This is a genomic window from Gordonia insulae (assembly GCF_003855095.1).
GTDB classification, from domain to species: Bacteria; Actinomycetota; Actinomycetes; order Mycobacteriales; family Mycobacteriaceae; genus Gordonia; species Gordonia insulae.
Genome location: NZ_CP033972.1, coordinates 866,694 through 884,798 on the forward strand (window position 1 = coordinate 866,694; position 18,105 = coordinate 884,798).

Here is an 18,105-nt window from a genome sequence, read left to right on the forward strand (position 1 = left end):
TCAGACCCGGGTCAGTTCGTCCGCCAGCACATCCAGTGACACCCCGCCGAGCGCGAGTGCCCGGGTGTGGAAGTCCTTGAGCGACCACTCGGGGTGCGCGGCCAGGGCCGCGGTGCGGGTCTGTTCCCAGACACGCTGTCCCAGAGCGTAGGACGGTGCCTGCCCGGGCCAGCCGAGATACCGGTTCAGCTCGAATCGCAGCACCGCGCGGTCCATCGCGACCGACTCGGTCAGGAACTGCCACGCCTTGTCCGCGTTCCAGGTACCGCCGCCGAGGGCGGCCGGGGCAGGTAGCCCGCAGTGCAGGCCGATGTCGACGACGACGCGGGCCGCGCGCAGTCGTTGGGAGTCGAGCATGCCCATCCGGTCGCCCGGGTCGTCGAGCCAGCCGAGCTCGCCCATCAGACGTTCGGCGTACAGCGCCCAACCCTCGCCGTGTCCCGAGGTGAACGACGCCAGCTTGCGCCACGAGTTGAGGTCGTCGCTGACGATGGCCGAACCGAGTTGCAGGTGGTGGCCGGGCACGCCCTCGTGGAAGACCGTGGTCGTCTCCTGCCACGTGTGGAAGACCGTCTGTTCCGGCGGCACCGACCACCACATCCGGCCGGGACGGGTGAGGTCGGCGCTCGGCTGTGTGTAGTAGATGATCCCGGTCGACGACGGGGCGAGACGACACTCGAGCCGGGTGAGGCGGGACGGGATGTCGAAATGGGTCCCGGTGAGACCGTCCACCGCGCGGTCCGAGAGTTCCTGCATCCATTCGACGAACGCGTGACGATCGTGGATCGCGTACTGCGGCAGGGTGTCGAGATGTGCGAGCGCATCGCGCACGTCCCCGCCGGGCACGAGGTCCGCGGCGATCGTGGACTGTTCGGAGATGATCGATGCGAGGCGATCCAGACCGTAGGCGTAGGCCTCGTCGGGGTCGACGTCGGCGCCCAGGTAGGCGGGTAGGAACCGCAGGTAGCGTTCCCGGCCGACGGCATCGTCGTCCGTCGCGGTCGGCAACACCTCGGTGCGCAGCACTGCCGCAAGCGCGGCGAACGCCAGCCGGACATCACCGAGTGCGACCTCGAGAGGCCGTGACAGCGCCGGGTCCGCGGCGATCGCCATGGTGTCGGCCGCGATCGCGCCGGCCGCGTCATCGGCTTGGGCGGCAACCAGTTCCACCTGTCGCCGCGCGAGTGCCGGGCCGTGGGCCACCCGGTGGCGCAGACCGTCGATCACCGTGTCGACACAGGCGGGCAGGGCCTGCAGCCGCGACACGAACACCTCGCGGGCGTCCCGCGTGGATGTCGACATCAGATCGAAGACGTCGCGCACCGCTTGCAGAGGAGACGCGATGACGTTGCAATCGCCCACGCGTTCACCGGTATCGGCCAGCGCGATCTCACGGTGCAGTGAGGCCGACATGGTGGCCACGGTGACCCGGTCGACGTCGTCGATGATGGGGGCCTCGGCCAGCGCGTGCACCGTCGCGCGGGCTGCCGCGGTTCTGGCCGCGCATGCGCCGGGCGAGAAGTCGGTCAGCAGGTGATCGTGGCCGCCGATGCCGATCTCGGTCGCGAACAGTGGGTCGAGGCTCGCCTGATCGGCGAGGTAGGTGTCGGCGAGGCGGTCGACGGCCGTCGGCGTGCGCGGCACCGCACCTCGGTGGTCGGTCACAGATCGTTGGTGGCGAACGTGTCGCAGCGACGGGGATCGCCGGCGTCGTAGCCGATCCCGAACCAGCGGGCCCGTTGCTGGGCGGAGCCGTGCGTCCAGCCCTCCGGGTTGGAGTTGGCACCCTGAATGGTGTCGTCGCCGATCGCCTTGGCGGTCTGGATGACACTCGCGATCTGGTCCTGTGTCAGCGGTTCGAGCATGGCGTCCGGGCCCTTGTCCGCGTGATAGGCCCACACGCCGGCGAGGCAGTCCGCCTGCAATTCGACTCGCACAGATCCCGATTTCGGTCCCTGCGAACCCATCCGGTTGCCCTTCTGCAGCGCGCCGGTCAGGTTCTGCACGTGGTGGCCGTATTCGTGTGCGACGACGTACTCCTGCGCGAGTGGGCCGTCGCTGCCGCCCATCTGCTCGAGCTGGGCGAAGAAGGACGGATCGAAGTACGCGGTCTGGTCGGCGGGACAATAGAAGGGTCCGGTCGCCGAGGTCGCCGGGCCGCATCCGGTGTTGACCGATCCGACAAAGATCTTGGTGTTCGGTGGCGTGTAACCCTGCATCAGATCCGACCAGACGTCGTCGAGGCTGTTGGTGGTGGCGACGATGCGGCAGATGTCGTCGGTGTTGGCCTTCTCGACGTTGCACGACTGGATGTGCGCGTCGAGTTCGGATGAGCCCTGGCTGCTCATCGAGCTCCCGGTGCCGGAACCGCCCGTGATGGCGCCCGGGTCGATCCCGAAGAACAAGGCGATCAGGGTGAACACGAGTCCGGCCCCGCCACCGAGGGCGATGCGGCCCATCCCGCCACCTCCGCCGCCGCCGGACACGTTGCTGGTGTCCAGGGGACCGCCACCTTGAAAAGTCATGTCGCTCCTCGTCCCGCGTCCATTGGTCCGGCTCAACACGGCCCCGCGGCCCGGTCGGTGATGTCCGGGTTCCGCCCACGGTCGAGCATATTCGCCCGCACGACGTCGACGTTCCGATCGACGACAATGTCGCGGGTGCGTGTCGCCCGTACCCCCGGCGGGAGGCGTGCGGGCACGGCCGGGTGCGGTCCGGTGCTGGTCACGAAAGTAGGATGAGCCGAGATTCGTCTCGTACCCCCTTGGAAGGACTCTGAGTGCTCCGCACGCATCTCGCCGGTTCGCTTCGCCGCACCGACGCCTCGCAGACCGTCACCGTCGCCGGTTGGGTCGCCCGTCGTCGCGATCACGGTGGCGTGGTCTTCATCGACCTGCGCGACAGCTCGGGTCTGGTCCAGGTGGTCTTCCGCGACGAGGCGGTGGCCGAAGCAGCCCACCGACTCCGCGCCGAGTTCTGCGTCGCCGTCACCGGCGTCGTCGAGGAACGTCCGGCCGGCAGCGAGAACCCGAACCTGTCCTCGGGCGAGATCGAGATCAACGCGGTCTCCCTCGAGGTGCTCAACGCCTCGGCGCCCCTGCCGTTCCAGCTCGACGAGACGCCGGGCGAGGAGGCTCGTCTGCACTATCGGTACCTCGACCTGCGCCGGGAGGGTCCGGCGCATGCGCTCCGCCTGCGCTCCAAGGTCAATGCCGCCGCCCGCGGGGTCCTCGACGACCACGATTTCGTCGAGATCGAGACGCCGACGCTGACCCGCTCGACACCCGAGGGTGCCCGCGACTTCCTGGTCCCGGCGCGATTGCAGCCGGGGACCTTCTACGCCCTGCCGCAGAGTCCGCAGCTGTTCAAGCAGCTGCTCATGGTCGCGGGGATGGAGCGGTACTACCAGATCGCGCGCTGCTACCGCGACGAGGATTTCCGCGCCGACCGGCAGCCGGAGTTCACCCAGCTGGACGTCGAGATGAGCTTCGTCGACCAGGACGACGTGATCGCGCTCGCGGAGCAGATCCTCGTCGCCCTGTGGCAGCTGATCGGTGTGGAGATCACGACCCCGATTCCGCGGATCACCTACGCCGAGGCGATGCGTCGCTTCGGCAGCGACAAGCCGGACCTGCGTTTCGGCATCGAACTCGTCGAATGCACCGAGTTCTTCGCCGACACTCCGTTCCGCGTGTTCCAGGCGCCCTACGTCGGCGCGGTGGTCATGCCCGGCGGCGCGTCCCAGCCGCGTCGTCAGCTCGACGCCTGGCAGGAATGGGCCAAGCAACGCGGTGCCAAGGGGCTGGCGTATGTGCTCGTCGGTGAAGACGGTGAACTCGGTGGCCCGGTCGCCAAGAACCTCTCCGACGCCGAGCGTGCGGGCCTGGTGGCCCACGTGGGTGCGAACCCCGGCGACTGTGTGTTCTTCGCCGCCGGACCGGTGAAGGCGCAACGGGCACTCCTGGGCGCCGCGCGTGGTGAGATCGCGGACCGTCTGGGATTGATCAAGGACGGGGACTGGGCGTTCACCTGGGTCGTCGATGCGCCGCTGTTCGAGCCGGCCGACGACGCGACCGCCAGTGGTGACGTCGCGGTCGGATCCGGGGCCTGGACCGCCGTGCACCACGCCTTCACCGCGCCCAAGCCCGAGTCGCTGGACACGCTGGAGACCGATCCCGGTTCCGCACTGGCCTACGCCTACGACATCGTCTGCAACGGCAACGAGATCGGTGGCGGATCGATCCGTATCCACAGCCGCGAGGTGCAGGAACGGGTCTTCGAGATCATGGGTATCGGCCATGACGAGGCGCAGGAGAAGTTCGGCTTCCTGCTCGACGCCTTCGCATTCGGCGCCCCGCCGCACGGCGGCATCGCCTTCGGCTGGGACCGGATCACCGCTCTGCTCGCGGGCCAGAACTCCATCCGTGAGGTGATCGCGTTCCCGAAGTCGGGTGGCGGCGTCGATCCGCTGACCGACGCTCCCGCGGCGATCACCGCGCAACAACGCAAGGAGTCCGGGATCGACGCCAAGCCGGCCCCGCGCAAGCAGGACGCCGTGGCCGAGGCGCCCTCGGAGTCCTGATCTCGGCCGGTGGCGTGGAGTGTGTCGGATTCCGCGACGTTCCATGCCACCGCGCCACGTATGAGCAAGCCCTCAAACCCGGCACCACGTCGGCATGTGTGATGTGATTTCTGACCATGACGATCAAGGTGGCCCTCGAGCATCGCACGAGCTACGCGTTCGATCGCGCAGTCAAGATCTTCCCCCACGTGGTGCGACTGCGGCCCGCGCCGCACTCGCGTACACCGATCGAGGCGTATTCGCTGAAAGTCGAACCGGCGGAACACTTTCTGAACTGGCAGCAGGACGCATTCAGCAACTACATGGCCCGTCTGGTCTTCCCGGAGCCGACGACGACCCTCTCGATCGCGGTGAGTCTGGTCGCCGACCTCACCGCGATCAATCCGTTCGACTTCTTCATCGAGGACTGGGCCGAGGACTACGGCTTCGACTACCCCGATGACCTCCGCAGCGATCTGGAGATCTTCCTCCGGCCCGTCGGCGTGACCGAGGGCGAGTTCGCGGGGGCGGAGGTGCATCCGTCGATCGCGGAGTTCGCGGCCGCGCACAAGCCCACCCGCACGATCCGCATCATCGACTTCCTGGTCGCGTTGAACCAGGCGGTACGCGATGCGGTCGGCTACACGGTCCGCCTCGAGCAAGGGGTGCAGACGCCCGAGCACACCCTCGCCAGCGCGATCGGCTCGTGCCGTGACTCGGCATGGCTGCTGGTCGCCGTGCTGCGTGAGCTCGGTCTGGCCGCCCGCTTCGTCTCCGGCTATCTGGTCCAGCTGACCTCCGACATCAAGTCGCTCGACGGCCCGTCCGGACCGGACGCCGACTTCACCGACCTGCACGCGTGGACCGAGGTGTATCTCCCGGGCGCGGGCTGGGTGGGCATGGACCCGACGTCGGGTCTGTTCGCCGGCGAGGGGCACATCCCGCTCGCGGCGACCCCGAACCCCGGTGGGGCGGCGCCCATCACCGGCGCCACCGGCCCGTGCCACGCGACCCTCGACTTCGCCAACACGGTGACCCGATTTCACGAGGACCCCCGGGTCACGCTGCCCTACACACCGACCCAGTGGGATCGGGTGCAGGAGTTGGGTGCGGCCCTCGACGACAAGATGGCCGAGAACGACGTCCGGCTCACGATGGGCGGCGAACCGACCTTCGTCTCCATCGACAACCAGACCGACCCGGAGTGGACGACCGCCGCCGACGGCCCGCACAAGCGGCAACTGGCCTCGGACCTGGCCGCCCGCCTCAAGGAGGCCTACGCACCGAGCGGGCTCGTCCAGCGCAGTCAGGGCAAGTGGTATCCCGGTGAACCGTTGCCGCGCTGGCAGATCGCGTTGATGTGGCGTGCCGACGGGCAACCGATCTGGCGGCGGCCCGAACTGCTCGCCGATCCGTGGTCGACCCGCGCGGAGGCCGAGGCGAGTATCGCCGTCGAGACCAGCGGGCCCGAGCCGGGCGCCACGGCGTCGTCGGGGACAGCGGAGAAGCTGCTGAGCGCCTTCGCGTCCCGCCTGCGTCTCCCGCAGTCGCAGGTGATGCCCGCCTACGAGGACCCGCTGGTGCGGCTGCGGGATCTCGCCGCGCTGCCGCCGGGCGACCCCGCCATGGATCCGACGGTCCAGACGGCTCTGGTCGCCAAACTCGCGGAGGCCGCGGTGGAGGCCGCCGACGCCGACGACGACCTCGAGCCGCCCACCGATTCGACTCCCGCGCGCCGCGCGCTGCTGGCGAAACTCGAGGAAGGGGTCACGGCACCGACGGCGTTCGTGCTGCCGCTGAGCCGCTCCGAGGACGAGACCGCCTGGCAGAGCGTCCAGTGGACGACCCGCCGTGGCCGCCTCGTATTGACCCCGGGCACGTCGCCCGCGGGTCTGCGTCTCCCGCTGAACTCGCTGTCCTGGGGACCGGCCCCGACCGTGTTCGAGGTCGACCCGTCGATACGTCCGGATCCGCTGCCCGACGATCCGGCCGAGGCGCTGGGCTGGACCGTCAAGGAGATGGACCCCACCGCATTCGTCCCCCGGACGGCGCTGGTCGCCGAGGTTCGGGGAGGCATCCCGTACGTGTTCCTGCCGCCGACCGCGGCGCTCGAGGAGTACCTCGCGATCATCGAGATGATCGAGGACGCGGCCGCCGAGATCGACACCCCGGTGGTGATCGAGGGCTACGGTCCGCCGTCGGACGGTCGGCTCACGACCCTGACGGTCACCCCCGATCCGGGTGTGATCGAGGTGAACATCCAGCCGACCAACAGTTTCGCCGAACAGTCCGAGTTGCTGGACTCGCTCTACGACCACGCGCGACGGGCCAGACTGGGCACCGAGACCTTCGACCTCGACGGCAGTCACGGCGGGACCGGCGGCGGCAACCACATCACCCTCGGCGGCCGGACCCCGGCCGACTCGCCGATGCTGCGACGTCCCGACCTGCTGGTGTCGATGTTGACCTACTGGCAGCGCCATCCCGCACTGTCGTACCTGTTCTCCGGACGATTCGTCGGCACCACATCGCAGGCACCGCGCGCCGACGAGGGCCGGGAGTCCTCGCTCTACGAACTGGAGATCGCGTTCGCCGAGATCGACCGGCTCGCGGTGAAGGCGGCCGGTGCAACCGGCGACGGCGCACCGCCGAACCCGTGGGTGACCGACCGGGCGTTGCGGCACCTGCTGACCGACATCACCGGCAACACCCATCGCGCAGAGTTCTGCATCGACAAGCTCTACAGCCCGGATTCGGCCCGTGGCCGCCTGGGGCTGCTGGAACTCCGTGCGTTCGAGATGCCCCCACACCATCGGATGGCGATGGTGCAGTCCCTGCTGGTGCGCTCGCTGGTGTCGTGGTTCTGGGAGCAGCCCTACCGCGGCCGGTTGATCCGGCACGGCGCCGACCTACACGGCAAGTACCTGTTGCCGCATTACCTCATCGCCGACATCGCCGCGGTCGCCGAGGAGCTACGCGAGGCGGGCTATCCGTTCGACACCGCGTGGCTCGACCCGTTCACCGAGTTCCGCTTCCCACGGTTGGGCACCGTGCAGATCCGTGACCACGAGGTGGAACTGCGTGGTGCGATCGAGCCGTGGAACACCCTGGGTGAGGAATCCACCGGCACCGGTACCGCCCGCTACGTCGATTCCTCGATCGAGCGCGTGCAGGTCCGCGTACTCGGCGGCGACGACGATCGGTTCCTGCTCACCTGCAACGGTTTCCCGATCCCGCTGCGGCCGACCGGTCGCACCGGCGAGCAGGTCGCCGGAATCCGGTTCCGGGCGTGGCAACCGCCGAGTGCCCTGCACCCGTCGATCAGCATCGACACCCCGCTGACCTTCGACCTCGTCGACACCGTGTCGGAGCGGTCGGTGGGTGGGGCGACCTATCACGTCGTCCATCCCGGCGGACGCTCCTATGACCGGCCGCCGGTCAACGCGGTGGAGGCGGAGTCCCGGCGCAACGGACGATTCGAGGCGACCGGGCACACCAGCGGTGCGGTCGACGTCGGGCTGCTGCGGGAACGGCAGGCCCGGATCGCCATCGACTCCGGGGTACCGGCGATCCTCGATCTGCGCCGGGCACGTACAGTTCTCCGGTGATTGTTTCGTCGGACAGGGGCGAGCGTAGCGACGGGGAGTTTGCCGGCGAGCGTAGCGACGGGGAGTTTGTCGGCGAGCGTAGCGACGGGGAATCTGCCGGCGCCGTCGACGGCGCCCTGCCCGCGGTCTTCGAGCGTTACCGTCCCGACGGATCCGCATTGTTCGACCTCGATGGTTGGGGTGCAGGTGCCCCGGCGCCGGTCGCTGCGGCGCGCCCGTTCGACGAGATGCTGGACGGTTCGGGACGGACACGGACCGCGTGGAACGATCTGGTCGCCGGATACGCCGCCCGCGGAGATGCGCGGCTGAGCACGGCGGCGGCCCGCCTGGCCACCGCGGTCACCGACGAGGGCGTCGTCTACAACCAGTACGAGAACGGACAGACCGTCGCCCGGGGCTGGCAGGTCGATCCGGTCCCGCTGATCATCGACGGCACCGAGTGGTCGGAGCTGGAGAAGGCCGTCACCCAGCGCTCGATGCTGCTCGACCTGCTGCTGCGCGACCTCTACCGCGATCAGAAGACGATCCGATCGGGCCTGATCCCGCCCGAGATGATCTACGGCCATCCCGGCTACATCCGTAAGGCCGCCCGCCTCGAGGTGCCCGGCCCGCACGCGTTGTTCCTGCACGCCCTCGACCTCGGTCGCGCGCCCGACGGTCGGTTCGAGGCCTACGCCGACCGAACCCAGGCGCCCTCGGGCATCGGCTTCGCCATCGTCGATCGGCGGTTGCTCTCGCGGACGTTCCCGCAGCTGTTCCAGGCCTGCGCCCCGCGGCCGATGACGACCTTCGCCGGTACGCTCCGGCTCGCCCTGTTCGACTACGCCCCACCCGGCGTCGACGACCCGACGGTGGCGGTGCTCAGTCCGGGCAGCATGTCCGAGACCGCCTTCGATCAGGCATATCTCGCGTCCGTCCTCGGGTTCCCACTCGTCGAGGGCGCCGACCTCACCGTGCGCGACGGCATCGTCTACATGCGATCGCTGGGCAAATACAAGCGCGTCGACGTCCTGCTCCGCCGACTGGACGCCGATTACGCGGACCCGCTGGATCTGCGTACCGATTCGCGGCTCGGGGTGGCCGGGCTCGTGGAGTCGATCTCGCGCGGCAACGTCACCGTGGTGAACACGTTGGGCAGCGGTCTGCTGGAGAACCCGGCACTGCACACGGTGCTGGAGAAGCTCGCACCGGTCCTGCTCGACGAGGAGCTCGCGCTGCCGTCGGTGCCCACCCTGTGGGCCGGCGACGATCTGCAGCGCGGCAAGATCCTCGCCGACCTCGACGATCTGGTGCTGTCGAACTTCCGGACCGGCGAGGAGGTGGTGGTGCCGATGATCGACGCGACCGCACGCGCCGGGCTTTCCGCCCGCATCGAAGCACAGACCTGGCAGTGGGTCGCCCGGACACTGCGGCCGTATTCGGTCGCGCCGTCGATGACGCCCGGCCGCTTCGGGTCGCCGCCGCCCGGTGTGGTGCGGGCGGCACCAGTCGGGATGCGGGCGTTCAGTGTCGCGCAGGGACCCACCTACGCGGTGATGCCGGGCGGTCTGGGTGCGGTCCTGGCCGACGGTGTCGGCGGGTCGGCACAGCGCACGGTTGCGGCCAAGGACATCTGGGTGACCAGCGCCGACGTCGGGGGACATGTCTCCCGCAAATCGAGCACGCGCGTGCCCGCCACCGACGAATCGATGGTGCGTCGTCCCGGTCGCGCCCCGCGCATCGAATACTCCGACATCGCCGCCGCGGCCAGCCCGCGTGTCCTGGCCGATCTCTTCTGGTTCGGGCGATACGGGGAGCGCGTGGAGTCGACGACCCGGTTGGCCAAGGTGGCCCGCGAGCGCTATCAGGAGGTCCAGTACCGCCCGTGGATGAGCGGCACCGCGGCGGTGCCGTTGGTGCTGCACGCGGCGGCGGTCGTGACCGGCATCTCCGGCTATCTCGCCACCGCCGACCTCACGCCCGATCATGACGAGCGACCGGCCGCTCCCGACCGCGTCGACGACGCGATCACCAAGATCACCGACCTGACGGTGGCGCGCGCGGTTCCCGGGACCATCGCGCATTCGGTCGACCGCCTGGTCACCACGGCGCGGGCGGTGCGCGACCAGATGTCCACCAGTACGTGGATGGTCCTGGCCCCGGTGGAACGTGCGATCGAGGAGCTCGCCACACACGCACGGGCGAGCCGTGCGGACGGCGACGAGACCGCCCTCGATCTGGGCACCGATCTCGGTCACGCACACGACGAGGTGCTGCACGGCGTCCTCGCACTGGCGGGCCTGCAGGCCGAGTCGATGGTGCACGACGCCGGGTGGCTGTACATGGACGTCGGCCGGCGCATCGAACGCGCGTTGACTCTCGCCGACCTGACCCGCGCGCTGTTCGTCGAGCACCGCGAGAACGAGGTCGAGCAGGCGCTCCTGGAGTCCTACCTCGTCGCCAACGAGTCGTCGGTGATCTACCGCAGGCGCAACCGGGGTCTCTACCAGTTCGACGCCGTCGGTCAGCTGCTGTTCTTCGACGAGTCCAATCCCCGGTCGCTGACCTATCAGCTCACCCGGATGCGGACCGACCTCGTGTCCTTGCCCGACGAGCTGAAGTCGGCGGGCGCCGAACGCGTCGTCGAGGAGATGATCGCCGAACTGAGGCGCTCGGATCCGGAGGACCTCGCGGCGGTCAACTCCGCGGGTCGTCGGGCCGAGCTCGACGACCTCATGTCGGCGCTCGCCGCCGGCGCTCGCGAACTGTCCGACATCCTGACCCGCACCCGGTTCGCGCCGCCGCGGCAGGCGCAGCCGATCTGGGGCGGGGGAGGCGACACACCGTGAGCAGTCCCGAGGCCACCACCGCCGTGGGTCCCGATCAGCGACGTCGCTATCGCGTCATCCATCGCACCTGCTACACCTACGACGACGTGGTGTCGTCGTCGTACGGGCGGTGCTACCTGACACCGCGCGAACTGCCTCAGCAGCGCGTGCTGGCCGGCGAGGTCCGCATCGAGCCCGCACCCGACGACTGGTCCACCGGAGTCGACGTATACGGCAACGGGGATTCGTATTTCCACGTCCGGACTCCGCACGACGAACTGGTGGTCACCGCGACGTCCGTCGTCGAGGTCGATCCGGTGGACGCGGGTTTGCTGCTCACCCCGGCCGCCCTCGGCCCCTGGGAACAGGCGCGTCCTCCGGTCCACGGCACCGCGGGGGCGGGCGCGGTCGAGTTCGTCCTCGACCTGGACCCGCCGGAGATCACGCCGGCCGTCGCGGCCTACGCGGCGCAGGTGTTCACCCCGGGGCGGCCACTGGTGGAGGCGGTGACCGACCTCACGTCCCGTATCTTCCGGGATTTCACCTACAAGTCGGGTTCCACCGCGATCAGCACCCGGGTCGACACCGTGCTGGAACGCCGGATGGGCGTCTGTCAGGACTTCGCGCGGGTTGCGATCGCATGCCTGCGGTCGGTGGGTCTCGCGGCCCGCTACGAGTCGGGCTATCTGGCGACCGATCCGCCGCCCGGGGCCGAGCGCATCTTCGGGGCCGACGCGAGTCACGCCTGGGCCGCGGTCTGGCTGCCGGGCGACCGCTGGCTGGCGTTCGACCCCACCAACGACAAACTGGTCGACGAACGCCACGTCACGGTCGCGTGGGGGCGCGACTACGACGACGTGCCACCCCTGCGCGGGGTGATCTACACCGAGTCGAAGAAGAGTCGGATCGATGTGTCCGTGGATGTCAGTCCGATCGATCCGGACGGTCCCGTGGAGATCGCCGCCGGGTCCGGCGACGAGGTGTGATCCGGCAAACCGGACCGCAGGTGTCACCCGACCGGATGACAGCTGCGGTCGACCGGCGTAGCGGCGTGACCATCGTTGTGCGCGACCAACTCTGACGTTCGCCCGGGGTTTGCTGACGGCAACTGCGTTGCAGATGGATGAAGAGTCGTGACTCTGTTCGAGACGATTGGGTAGGTTGGTTGGTGACATGACGGTAATCACTGAAAGTCGTATCTCCGGGGTGGTGCGCGCGGCCGAGACGGTGCTCTCGCATCGCGCCGGTGCACCCGTCACCCTCGCCGACCCGGAAGATCTCGGGGGAAGTGGCCGCACCATCGTGGTGCGGGCGCGGGTGATGGCGAATCCCTTGTCGATGGATCGGACGCTGGTGGTCAAGGCGCTGCCCGCCGACGAGGACCCCAGCGCCTTCCACCGCGAGCTGGCGTCGTACAAGTACGCGACCGCACTGCCCACCGAATCCCGGCCGGGACCACAGCTCATCGCATCCGATCCGGACGTCCGGCTCCTCGTCCTCACCGACCTGGGTCATGGGCGGCCGATGTCGTCGCTGCTCTCGGGCACCGACATCACGGAGGCCTCGCATGCGGTCAGTGCCTGGGGACAGGCACTCGGCCGTCTGCACGCCGCGACGGCAGGCGGTGAGAACGATTTCCGGGCCATTCTGCGTCGCGGTGCCTCCGGTGCCGAGGACGTCGACATCCTCGGTGAGACCGCGGCCCGCGCCGTCGCGGATGCACCCGCGCTCCTCGCGCGCCTGGGCGTCGATCTCCCCGACGAGATCGCGGACCGGCTGACCGCGGCGTGCACCCTCTTCACCGACGGCGAGCACCGTGCGTTCAGCCCATCGGACGTGGGCCCGGAGAACATCATGCTCAACGACGAGGGCGTGCAGTTCATGGACTACGAGTGGGGCGGATTCCGCGACGCCACCCTCGACATCGCCTACGCGCTGGTCACCTGTGGCGCGCAGTTGTCCCGATCCAACGTCGAGCATCGACCCGACCTCGAGGTCTCGATGATCGATGCGTGGCGCTCTGAGGTGACGTCCATCTGGCCGGCGCTCTCGCACGATCGCGAGTGCAACCACAAGATCCTGACCGGCCGCCTGCTCTGGAAGTGGCTGTCGACCGTGTGGATGCTGCCGGCCGACGACGGTGTCGCCACCGTCGAGGCGCCGCATGTCAGTCCGGCCGGGTACATCCACGACTGGGCTCTGCACACCAACGACCCCAGGGTCGTCGTGGCGCGATGGACGGATCTGGCGGCCGCGGCCCGGCGGTCGGGTGAGACGACGCTGGCCGCGTTCGCGGTCGCTCTCGGTGCGGCCCTGCAGCGCACCTGGCTGACCTGACACCGCCGGAATGGACGGGCTCTTCGACACACCGGCGGCCGCACCCGCCGGCGGCAGCGGGGGCGGCCTGACCTCGCCGCCGGGCGCGCACGCACCGCTGGCGGTGCGGATGCGCCCACAATCACTCGACGAGATCGTCGGGCAGCAACACCTCCTCGGTCCCGGATCACCGCTGCGCCGACTGATCAACGGCTCGGGCGCGGCGTCGGTACTGCTCTACGGGCCGCCCGGAACCGGCAAGACGACGATGGCCGCCCTGATCTCCCGTGCCACCGGCGGCCGTTTCGAGGCTCTGTCCGCACTGTCGGCCGGTGTGAAGGAGGTGCGCTCGGTCATCGACATCGCGCGGCGGCGGCTGATCGACGGCCAGCAGACCGTCTTGTTCATCGACGAGGTCCATCGGTTCTCCAAGACCCAGCAGGATGCGCTCCTCGACGCCGTGGAGAATCGCATCGTGTTGCTGGTCGCGGCAACCACCGAGAACCCGTCGTTCTCGGTCGTCTCCCCGCTGCTGTCCCGATCGCTGGTGTTGCAGTTGCGATCGCTGGCCGACGACGACATCCGGGAGGTGTTGCGGCGGGCGGTGTCCGATCCGCGCGGACTCGACGGCCGCGTCGAGGTCAGCGACGCCGCGCTCGATCATCTCGTCGCGGTCGCCGGTGGTGACGCCCGCCGGGCCCTGACCGCTCTGGAGGCGAGCGCGGATGCGGCGCTGCGCGACGACGAGGAGTCGGCCGAACCGGACGGGCACCGACCGCTGCTCGACATCGCCGAGGTCGAGGCGGCCATCGACCGCGCGGCCGTCCGCTACGACCGCGACGGCGATCAGCACTACGACGTGACCAGTGCATTCATCAAGTCGATCCGTGGCTCCGACGTCGACGCCGCCCTGCATTACCTGGCCCGGATGATCGCCGCCGGCGAGGACCCGCGCTTCATCTCACGTCGCCTGATGATCCACGCCAGCGAGGACATCGGGATGGCCGACCCGACCGCGCTGCAGACGGCGGTCGCCGCGGCGCAGGTGGTGGCGCTCGTGGGGATGCCCGAGGCCAAACTCGCGCTCACCCAGGCGACCATCCATCTGGCCACGGCCCCGAAGTCCGCCGGGGTCGTCTCGGCGATCGGTGCCGCACTCGCCGACGTCGAGGCGGGCAAGTCCGGCGCGGTCCCGGCGCACCTTCGGGACAGCCACTACGCCGGCGCGAAGGGGCTGGGCAGCGGCATCGGCTACCGCTACCCGCACGACGACCCCGACGGCGTGGTTGCCCAGCAGTACGCCCCCGACGACCTGGTCGGCGTCGACTACTACCAGCCGACAGATCACGGCAACGAGCGTGAGATCGGCGCCCGCCTGGGCCGGTTGCGCTCCATCGTCCGAGGCGTCTCCGCACGCGGTCGACGCCGGTAGCCCGACACCCGCGGGTCACCCGGGCGGAGGCGCCGCGCTCGACAACACGGCGTCTGACCGGCCGAGACCTGCCCGGGCGACGCGCGACGGTACGCTGGTGAGTCGACCAGCCCCGATCGGGCCCGTACGTCCGATCGCCGACCTCACCCCGAATCACTTGAGCAAGGACGAACTCAGTGCAGACGCATGACATCCGGCAGCGCTTCCTGGATCACTTCATCAAGGCAGGCCACACCGAGGTGCCCAGCGCCTCGCTGATCCTCGACGATCCGAACCTGCTGTTCGTCAATGCGGGCATGGTGCCGTTCAAGCCGTATTTCCTCGGTGAGCAGACGCCGCCGTTCGACCGCGCCACCAGCGTGCAGAAATGCGTGCGCACCCTCGACATCGACGAGGTCGGCATCACCACGCGCCACAACACCTTCTTCCAGATGGCCGGGAACTTCTCCTTCGGCGACTACTTCAAGCGTGAGGCCATCAACTTCGCGTGGACGCTGCTCACCAACAGCGTCTCCGACGGCGGTTACGGGATCGCGGCCGACAAGCTGTGGCCGACCGTCTACCTCGACGACGACGAGGCCGAGGCGATCTGGCGCGACGAGATCGGGGTGCCCGCCGAGCGCATCCAACGACGCGGACTCAAGGACAACTACTGGTCGATGGGTGTGCCCGGGCCCTGCGGGCCGTGCTCGGAGATCTTCTACGACCGCGGCCCGGCCTACGGGGTCGAGGGCGGACCCGAAGCCGACGAGGACCGCTACATCGAGATCTGGAATCTCGTGTTCATGCAGAACGTGCGCGGCCCGGGTGGCGGCAAGGACGGCTACGAGATCCTCGGTCCGCTGCCGAAGAAGAACATCGACACCGGCATGGGCATCGAACGTGTCGCGTGCATCCTGCAGGGCGTCGACAACGTCTACGAGACCGACCTGTGCAAGCCCATCATCGATCTCGCCGCGCGACTCACCGGTCGGGCCTACGGCGCCGGTTCGCACGACGACGACGTGAAGTTCCGGGTGATCGCCGACCACGCACGTACCGCCACCCTGCTCATCGGTGACGGTGTGCTGCCCGGCAACGACGGCCGAGGCTATGTGCTGCGGCGGTTGCTGCGGCGGGTGGTGCGCTCGGTACGCCTCCTCGGCGCGGACCAGCCGACGATGGGCGACTTCATCGACCTCGTCGTGGACACCATGTCGCCGTCGTACCCGAATCTCGCCGAGCAGCGCACCCACATCGTCGACGTCGCGGTCGGCGAGGAGGCCTCGTTCAGCAAGACGTTGGCGGCGGGCTCCAAACTGTTCGCCGACGCCGCCCAGGCCACCAAGGCCGCGCGGAACACCACCATCAGCGGCGGCGACGCCTTCACCCTGCACGACACCTACGGGTTCCCCATCGATCTGACGCTCGAGATGGCCGCCGAGGCCGGACTGTCGGTCGACCAGGAGGGCTTCACCACCCTGATGGCCGAGCAGAAGCAGCGCGCGAAGGCCGACGCCACCGCCCGCAAGACCGGTCACGCCGACCTCTCGGTCTATCGGGAGTTCCTCGACCGCGGACCCACCACGTTCACCGGGTTCGACGAACTCATCTCGGAGGCAAGGGTTCTCGGCCTCGTCTCCGACGGTGCCCGGGTGCGTACCGCAGCGCCCGGCCAGGAGCTGGTCGTGGTCCTGGACCGCTCGCCACTCTATGCCGAATCCGGTGGCCAGATGGCCGATGTCGGCACCATCACCACCGGAGACGGTGTGCGCCTGCGGGTCACGGATGTGCAGAAGGCCGGCAAATCGGTGTGGCTGCACAAGGTGGTCGTCGACGAGGGGGAGATCGCCGAGGGTGACGAGGTCATCGCCGCGGTCGACCAGTCCTGGCGTCATGGTGCGACCCAAGGGCATTCGGGCACCCACATGGTGCACGCCGCGCTGCGCGAGGTACTCGGACCGACCGCCACGCAGGCGGGTTCGCTGAACCGGCCGGGCTATCTGCGCTTCGATTTCCACTCCGGAAAAGCCTTGTCGGAGAGTCAGCGTCGGGAGATCGAGGAGATCAGCAACGCGGCCGTGGAGGCCAACTATCCGGTGAACACCTTCGAGACCGGGCTGACCGAGGCGAAGTCGATGGGCGCGGTCGCACTCTTCGGCGAGAATTACGGTGACGTGGTGCGGGTCGTGGAGATCGGCGGACCGTTCTCGATGGAACTCTGTGGCGGAACGCATGTCGCGTCCTCCGCGCAGATCGGTCCGGTGACGCTGATCGGCGAATCGTCGGTGGGGTCCGGTGTCCGGCGCGTGGAGGCCTACGTCGGGATGGACTCCTTCCGCTACCTGTCGAAGGAGCGCGCGCTGCTGGCCGGGCTGGCGTCGTCGCTCAAGGTGCCCTCCGAGGAGGTGCCCGGCCGCGTCGAGCAACTCGTCACCCGGCTGCGGGACGCGGAGAAGCAGATCGACCGGCTCCGTGCGGAATCCGCCGGCCAGGCCGCCGGTGGATTGATCGACGCCGCAACCACATCGGGCGCGACCCTGATCGTCGGCGGGCGACTCCCGGACGGGCTGGACGGCAACGGACTCCGCGGTCTCGCAACCGATCTGCGCGGCAAGGTGGGGGACCGGCCCGCGGTGATCGCGCTGTTCTCCTCGACCGATGACGGTGGAGGGGGACACAAGGTCCCGTTCGTCGTCGCCACCACCGACGCCGCCCGTGGTCTCGGGATCAAGGCCGGTGACATCGTCAAGGACGTGGGCGGCATGGTCGGCGGACGTGGCGGTGGAAAGCCCGATCTCGCCCAGGGTTCCGGAAGTGACCCGGCCGGTATCGATGCCGCCATGACACGCATCCGCGAACTCGTCCGAGACCGATGACCTGGACGCGCGGACGCCGACTCGGCGTCGACGTCGGCTCCGTGCGGGTCGGGGTCGCGGTCTGTGACCCCGACGGGATTCTCGCGACACCGGTCGAGACGGTCCGCCGGACGCCGGGGGCCGCGGGCGACATCGAGCGCATCGCCGCGCTCGTCGCCGAGTACGACGCGGTGGGCGTGGTGGTCGGTCTGCCCAAGACCTTGCGCAACGAGGCGGGCACCGCGGCCGGTCTGGCCCGGGAGTTCGGTGACCGCCTCGCGCAGCGAATTCGGCCGGTCGGTGTCGAATATCACGACGAGCGCCTGACCACGGTCACCGCGACCCAGGCACTGCGTGCGAGTGGGGTGAAAGCGAAATCCTCGCGCGCCGTGATTGATCAAGCGGCCGCGGTCGCTATTCTGCAGGGGTGGCTGGATACGCGACGATGACTTCTGCATGCGTACGCCCCGACAGCACACGGCAATTCGTGATCGCGAACCGCCGCTGCAGTGCGATCGAACTTCGCCGGAATCTGAGAGGAACC

The 18,105-nt window shown here is 69.1% G+C and carries 11 protein-coding genes; 8 read left to right on the plus strand and 3 right to left on the minus strand.

Going from position 1 to position 18,105, the window contains the following annotated elements:
• Genes D7316_RS04115 through D7316_RS27065 form a run of 3 tightly spaced genes read right to left on the minus strand, consistent with a single transcriptional unit; the run spans position 1 to position 2,728 of the window.
• Entirely contained in the window at positions 1-1,665 is a 1,665-nt protein-coding gene (locus D7316_RS04115) for a DUF885 domain-containing protein (protein ID WP_197718182.1), read from the minus strand.
• Entirely contained in the window at positions 1,662-2,525 is an 864-nt protein-coding gene (gene ypfJ / locus D7316_RS04120) for a KPN_02809 family neutral zinc metallopeptidase (protein ID WP_124707163.1), read from the minus strand. The genes D7316_RS04115 and ypfJ overlap by 4 nt, the downstream gene beginning before the upstream one ends.
• A 32-nt stretch (positions 2,526-2,557) precedes the next feature.
• The gene (locus D7316_RS27065) at positions 2,558-2,728 is read right to left on the minus strand and encodes a hypothetical protein (RefSeq protein WP_164473720.1); all 171 of its coding nucleotides are present in this window, start codon (positions 2,726-2,728) and stop codon (positions 2,558-2,560) included.
• Between the two features lie 51 nt (positions 2,729-2,779).
• Here D7316_RS27065 and aspS point away from each other — a divergent pair, with 51 nt between their 5' ends.
• The 8 genes from aspS to ruvX all read left to right on the plus strand — a co-directional run bounded on the left by aspS (position 2,780) and on the right by ruvX (position 18,010).
• Positions 2,780-4,582, plus strand: coding sequence for an aspartate--tRNA ligase (gene aspS, locus D7316_RS04125; RefSeq protein ID WP_124707164.1), 1,803 nt, complete (start codon positions 2,780-2,782; stop codon positions 4,580-4,582).
• A gap of 116 nt (positions 4,583-4,698) precedes the next feature.
• Positions 4,699-8,169, plus strand: a complete 3,471-nt coding sequence (locus tag D7316_RS04130) for a transglutaminase family protein (RefSeq protein WP_124707165.1) — start codon at positions 4,699-4,701, stop codon at positions 8,167-8,169.
• Between the two features lie 116 nt (positions 8,170-8,285).
• Complete coding sequence (locus tag D7316_RS04135; protein ID WP_124711093.1) at positions 8,286-10,997, plus strand: circularly permuted type 2 ATP-grasp protein; 2,712 nt, start codon at positions 8,286-8,288, stop codon at positions 10,995-10,997.
• Complete coding sequence (locus tag D7316_RS04140) at positions 10,994-11,962, plus strand: transglutaminase family protein (protein WP_232016752.1); 969 nt, start codon at positions 10,994-10,996, stop codon at positions 11,960-11,962. The genes D7316_RS04135 and D7316_RS04140 overlap by 4 nt, the downstream gene beginning before the upstream one ends.
• A 187-nt stretch (positions 11,963-12,149) precedes the next feature.
• On the plus strand, positions 12,150-13,313 hold the full coding sequence (locus tag D7316_RS04145) for a protein kinase family protein (protein WP_124707166.1): 1,164 nt from the start codon (positions 12,150-12,152) through the stop codon (positions 13,311-13,313).
• Positions 13,314-13,323: 10 nt separating this feature from the next.
• Positions 13,324-14,724 (plus strand): replication-associated recombination protein A, encoded by a 1,401-nt coding sequence (locus D7316_RS04150; RefSeq protein WP_124707167.1) that lies wholly within the window; start codon positions 13,324-13,326, stop codon positions 14,722-14,724.
• A gap of 176 nt (positions 14,725-14,900) precedes the next feature.
• Positions 14,901-17,582, plus strand: coding sequence for an alanine--tRNA ligase (alaS, locus tag D7316_RS04155; RefSeq protein ID WP_124707168.1), 2,682 nt, complete (start codon positions 14,901-14,903; stop codon positions 17,580-17,582).
• Positions 17,579-18,010: a Holliday junction resolvase RuvX gene (ruvX, locus tag D7316_RS04160; protein ID WP_124707169.1), complete on the plus strand. Its 432-nt coding sequence runs from the start codon at positions 17,579-17,581 to the stop codon at positions 18,008-18,010. Before alaS ends, ruvX begins: the two co-directional genes overlap by 4 nt.
• The last annotated feature ends 95 nt before the right edge of the window (positions 18,011-18,105 follow it).

Coding starts and splice junctions, on each gene's coding strand:
- D7316_RS04150 (WP_124707167.1), top strand. CDS start 13,324: ATGGACGGGCTCTTCGACACACCGGCGGCCGCACCCGCCGGCGGCAGC.
- D7316_RS04145 (WP_124707166.1), top strand. CDS start 12,150: ATGACGGTAATCACTGAAAGTCGTATCTCCGGGGTGGTGCGCGCGGCC.
- ypfJ (WP_124707163.1), bottom strand. CDS start 2,525: ATGACTTTTCAAGGTGGCGGTCCCCTGGACACCAGCAACGTGTCCGGC.
- ruvX (WP_124707169.1), top strand. CDS start 17,579: ATGACCTGGACGCGCGGACGCCGACTCGGCGTCGACGTCGGCTCCGTG.
- D7316_RS04130 (WP_124707165.1), top strand. CDS start 4,699: ATGACGATCAAGGTGGCCCTCGAGCATCGCACGAGCTACGCGTTCGAT.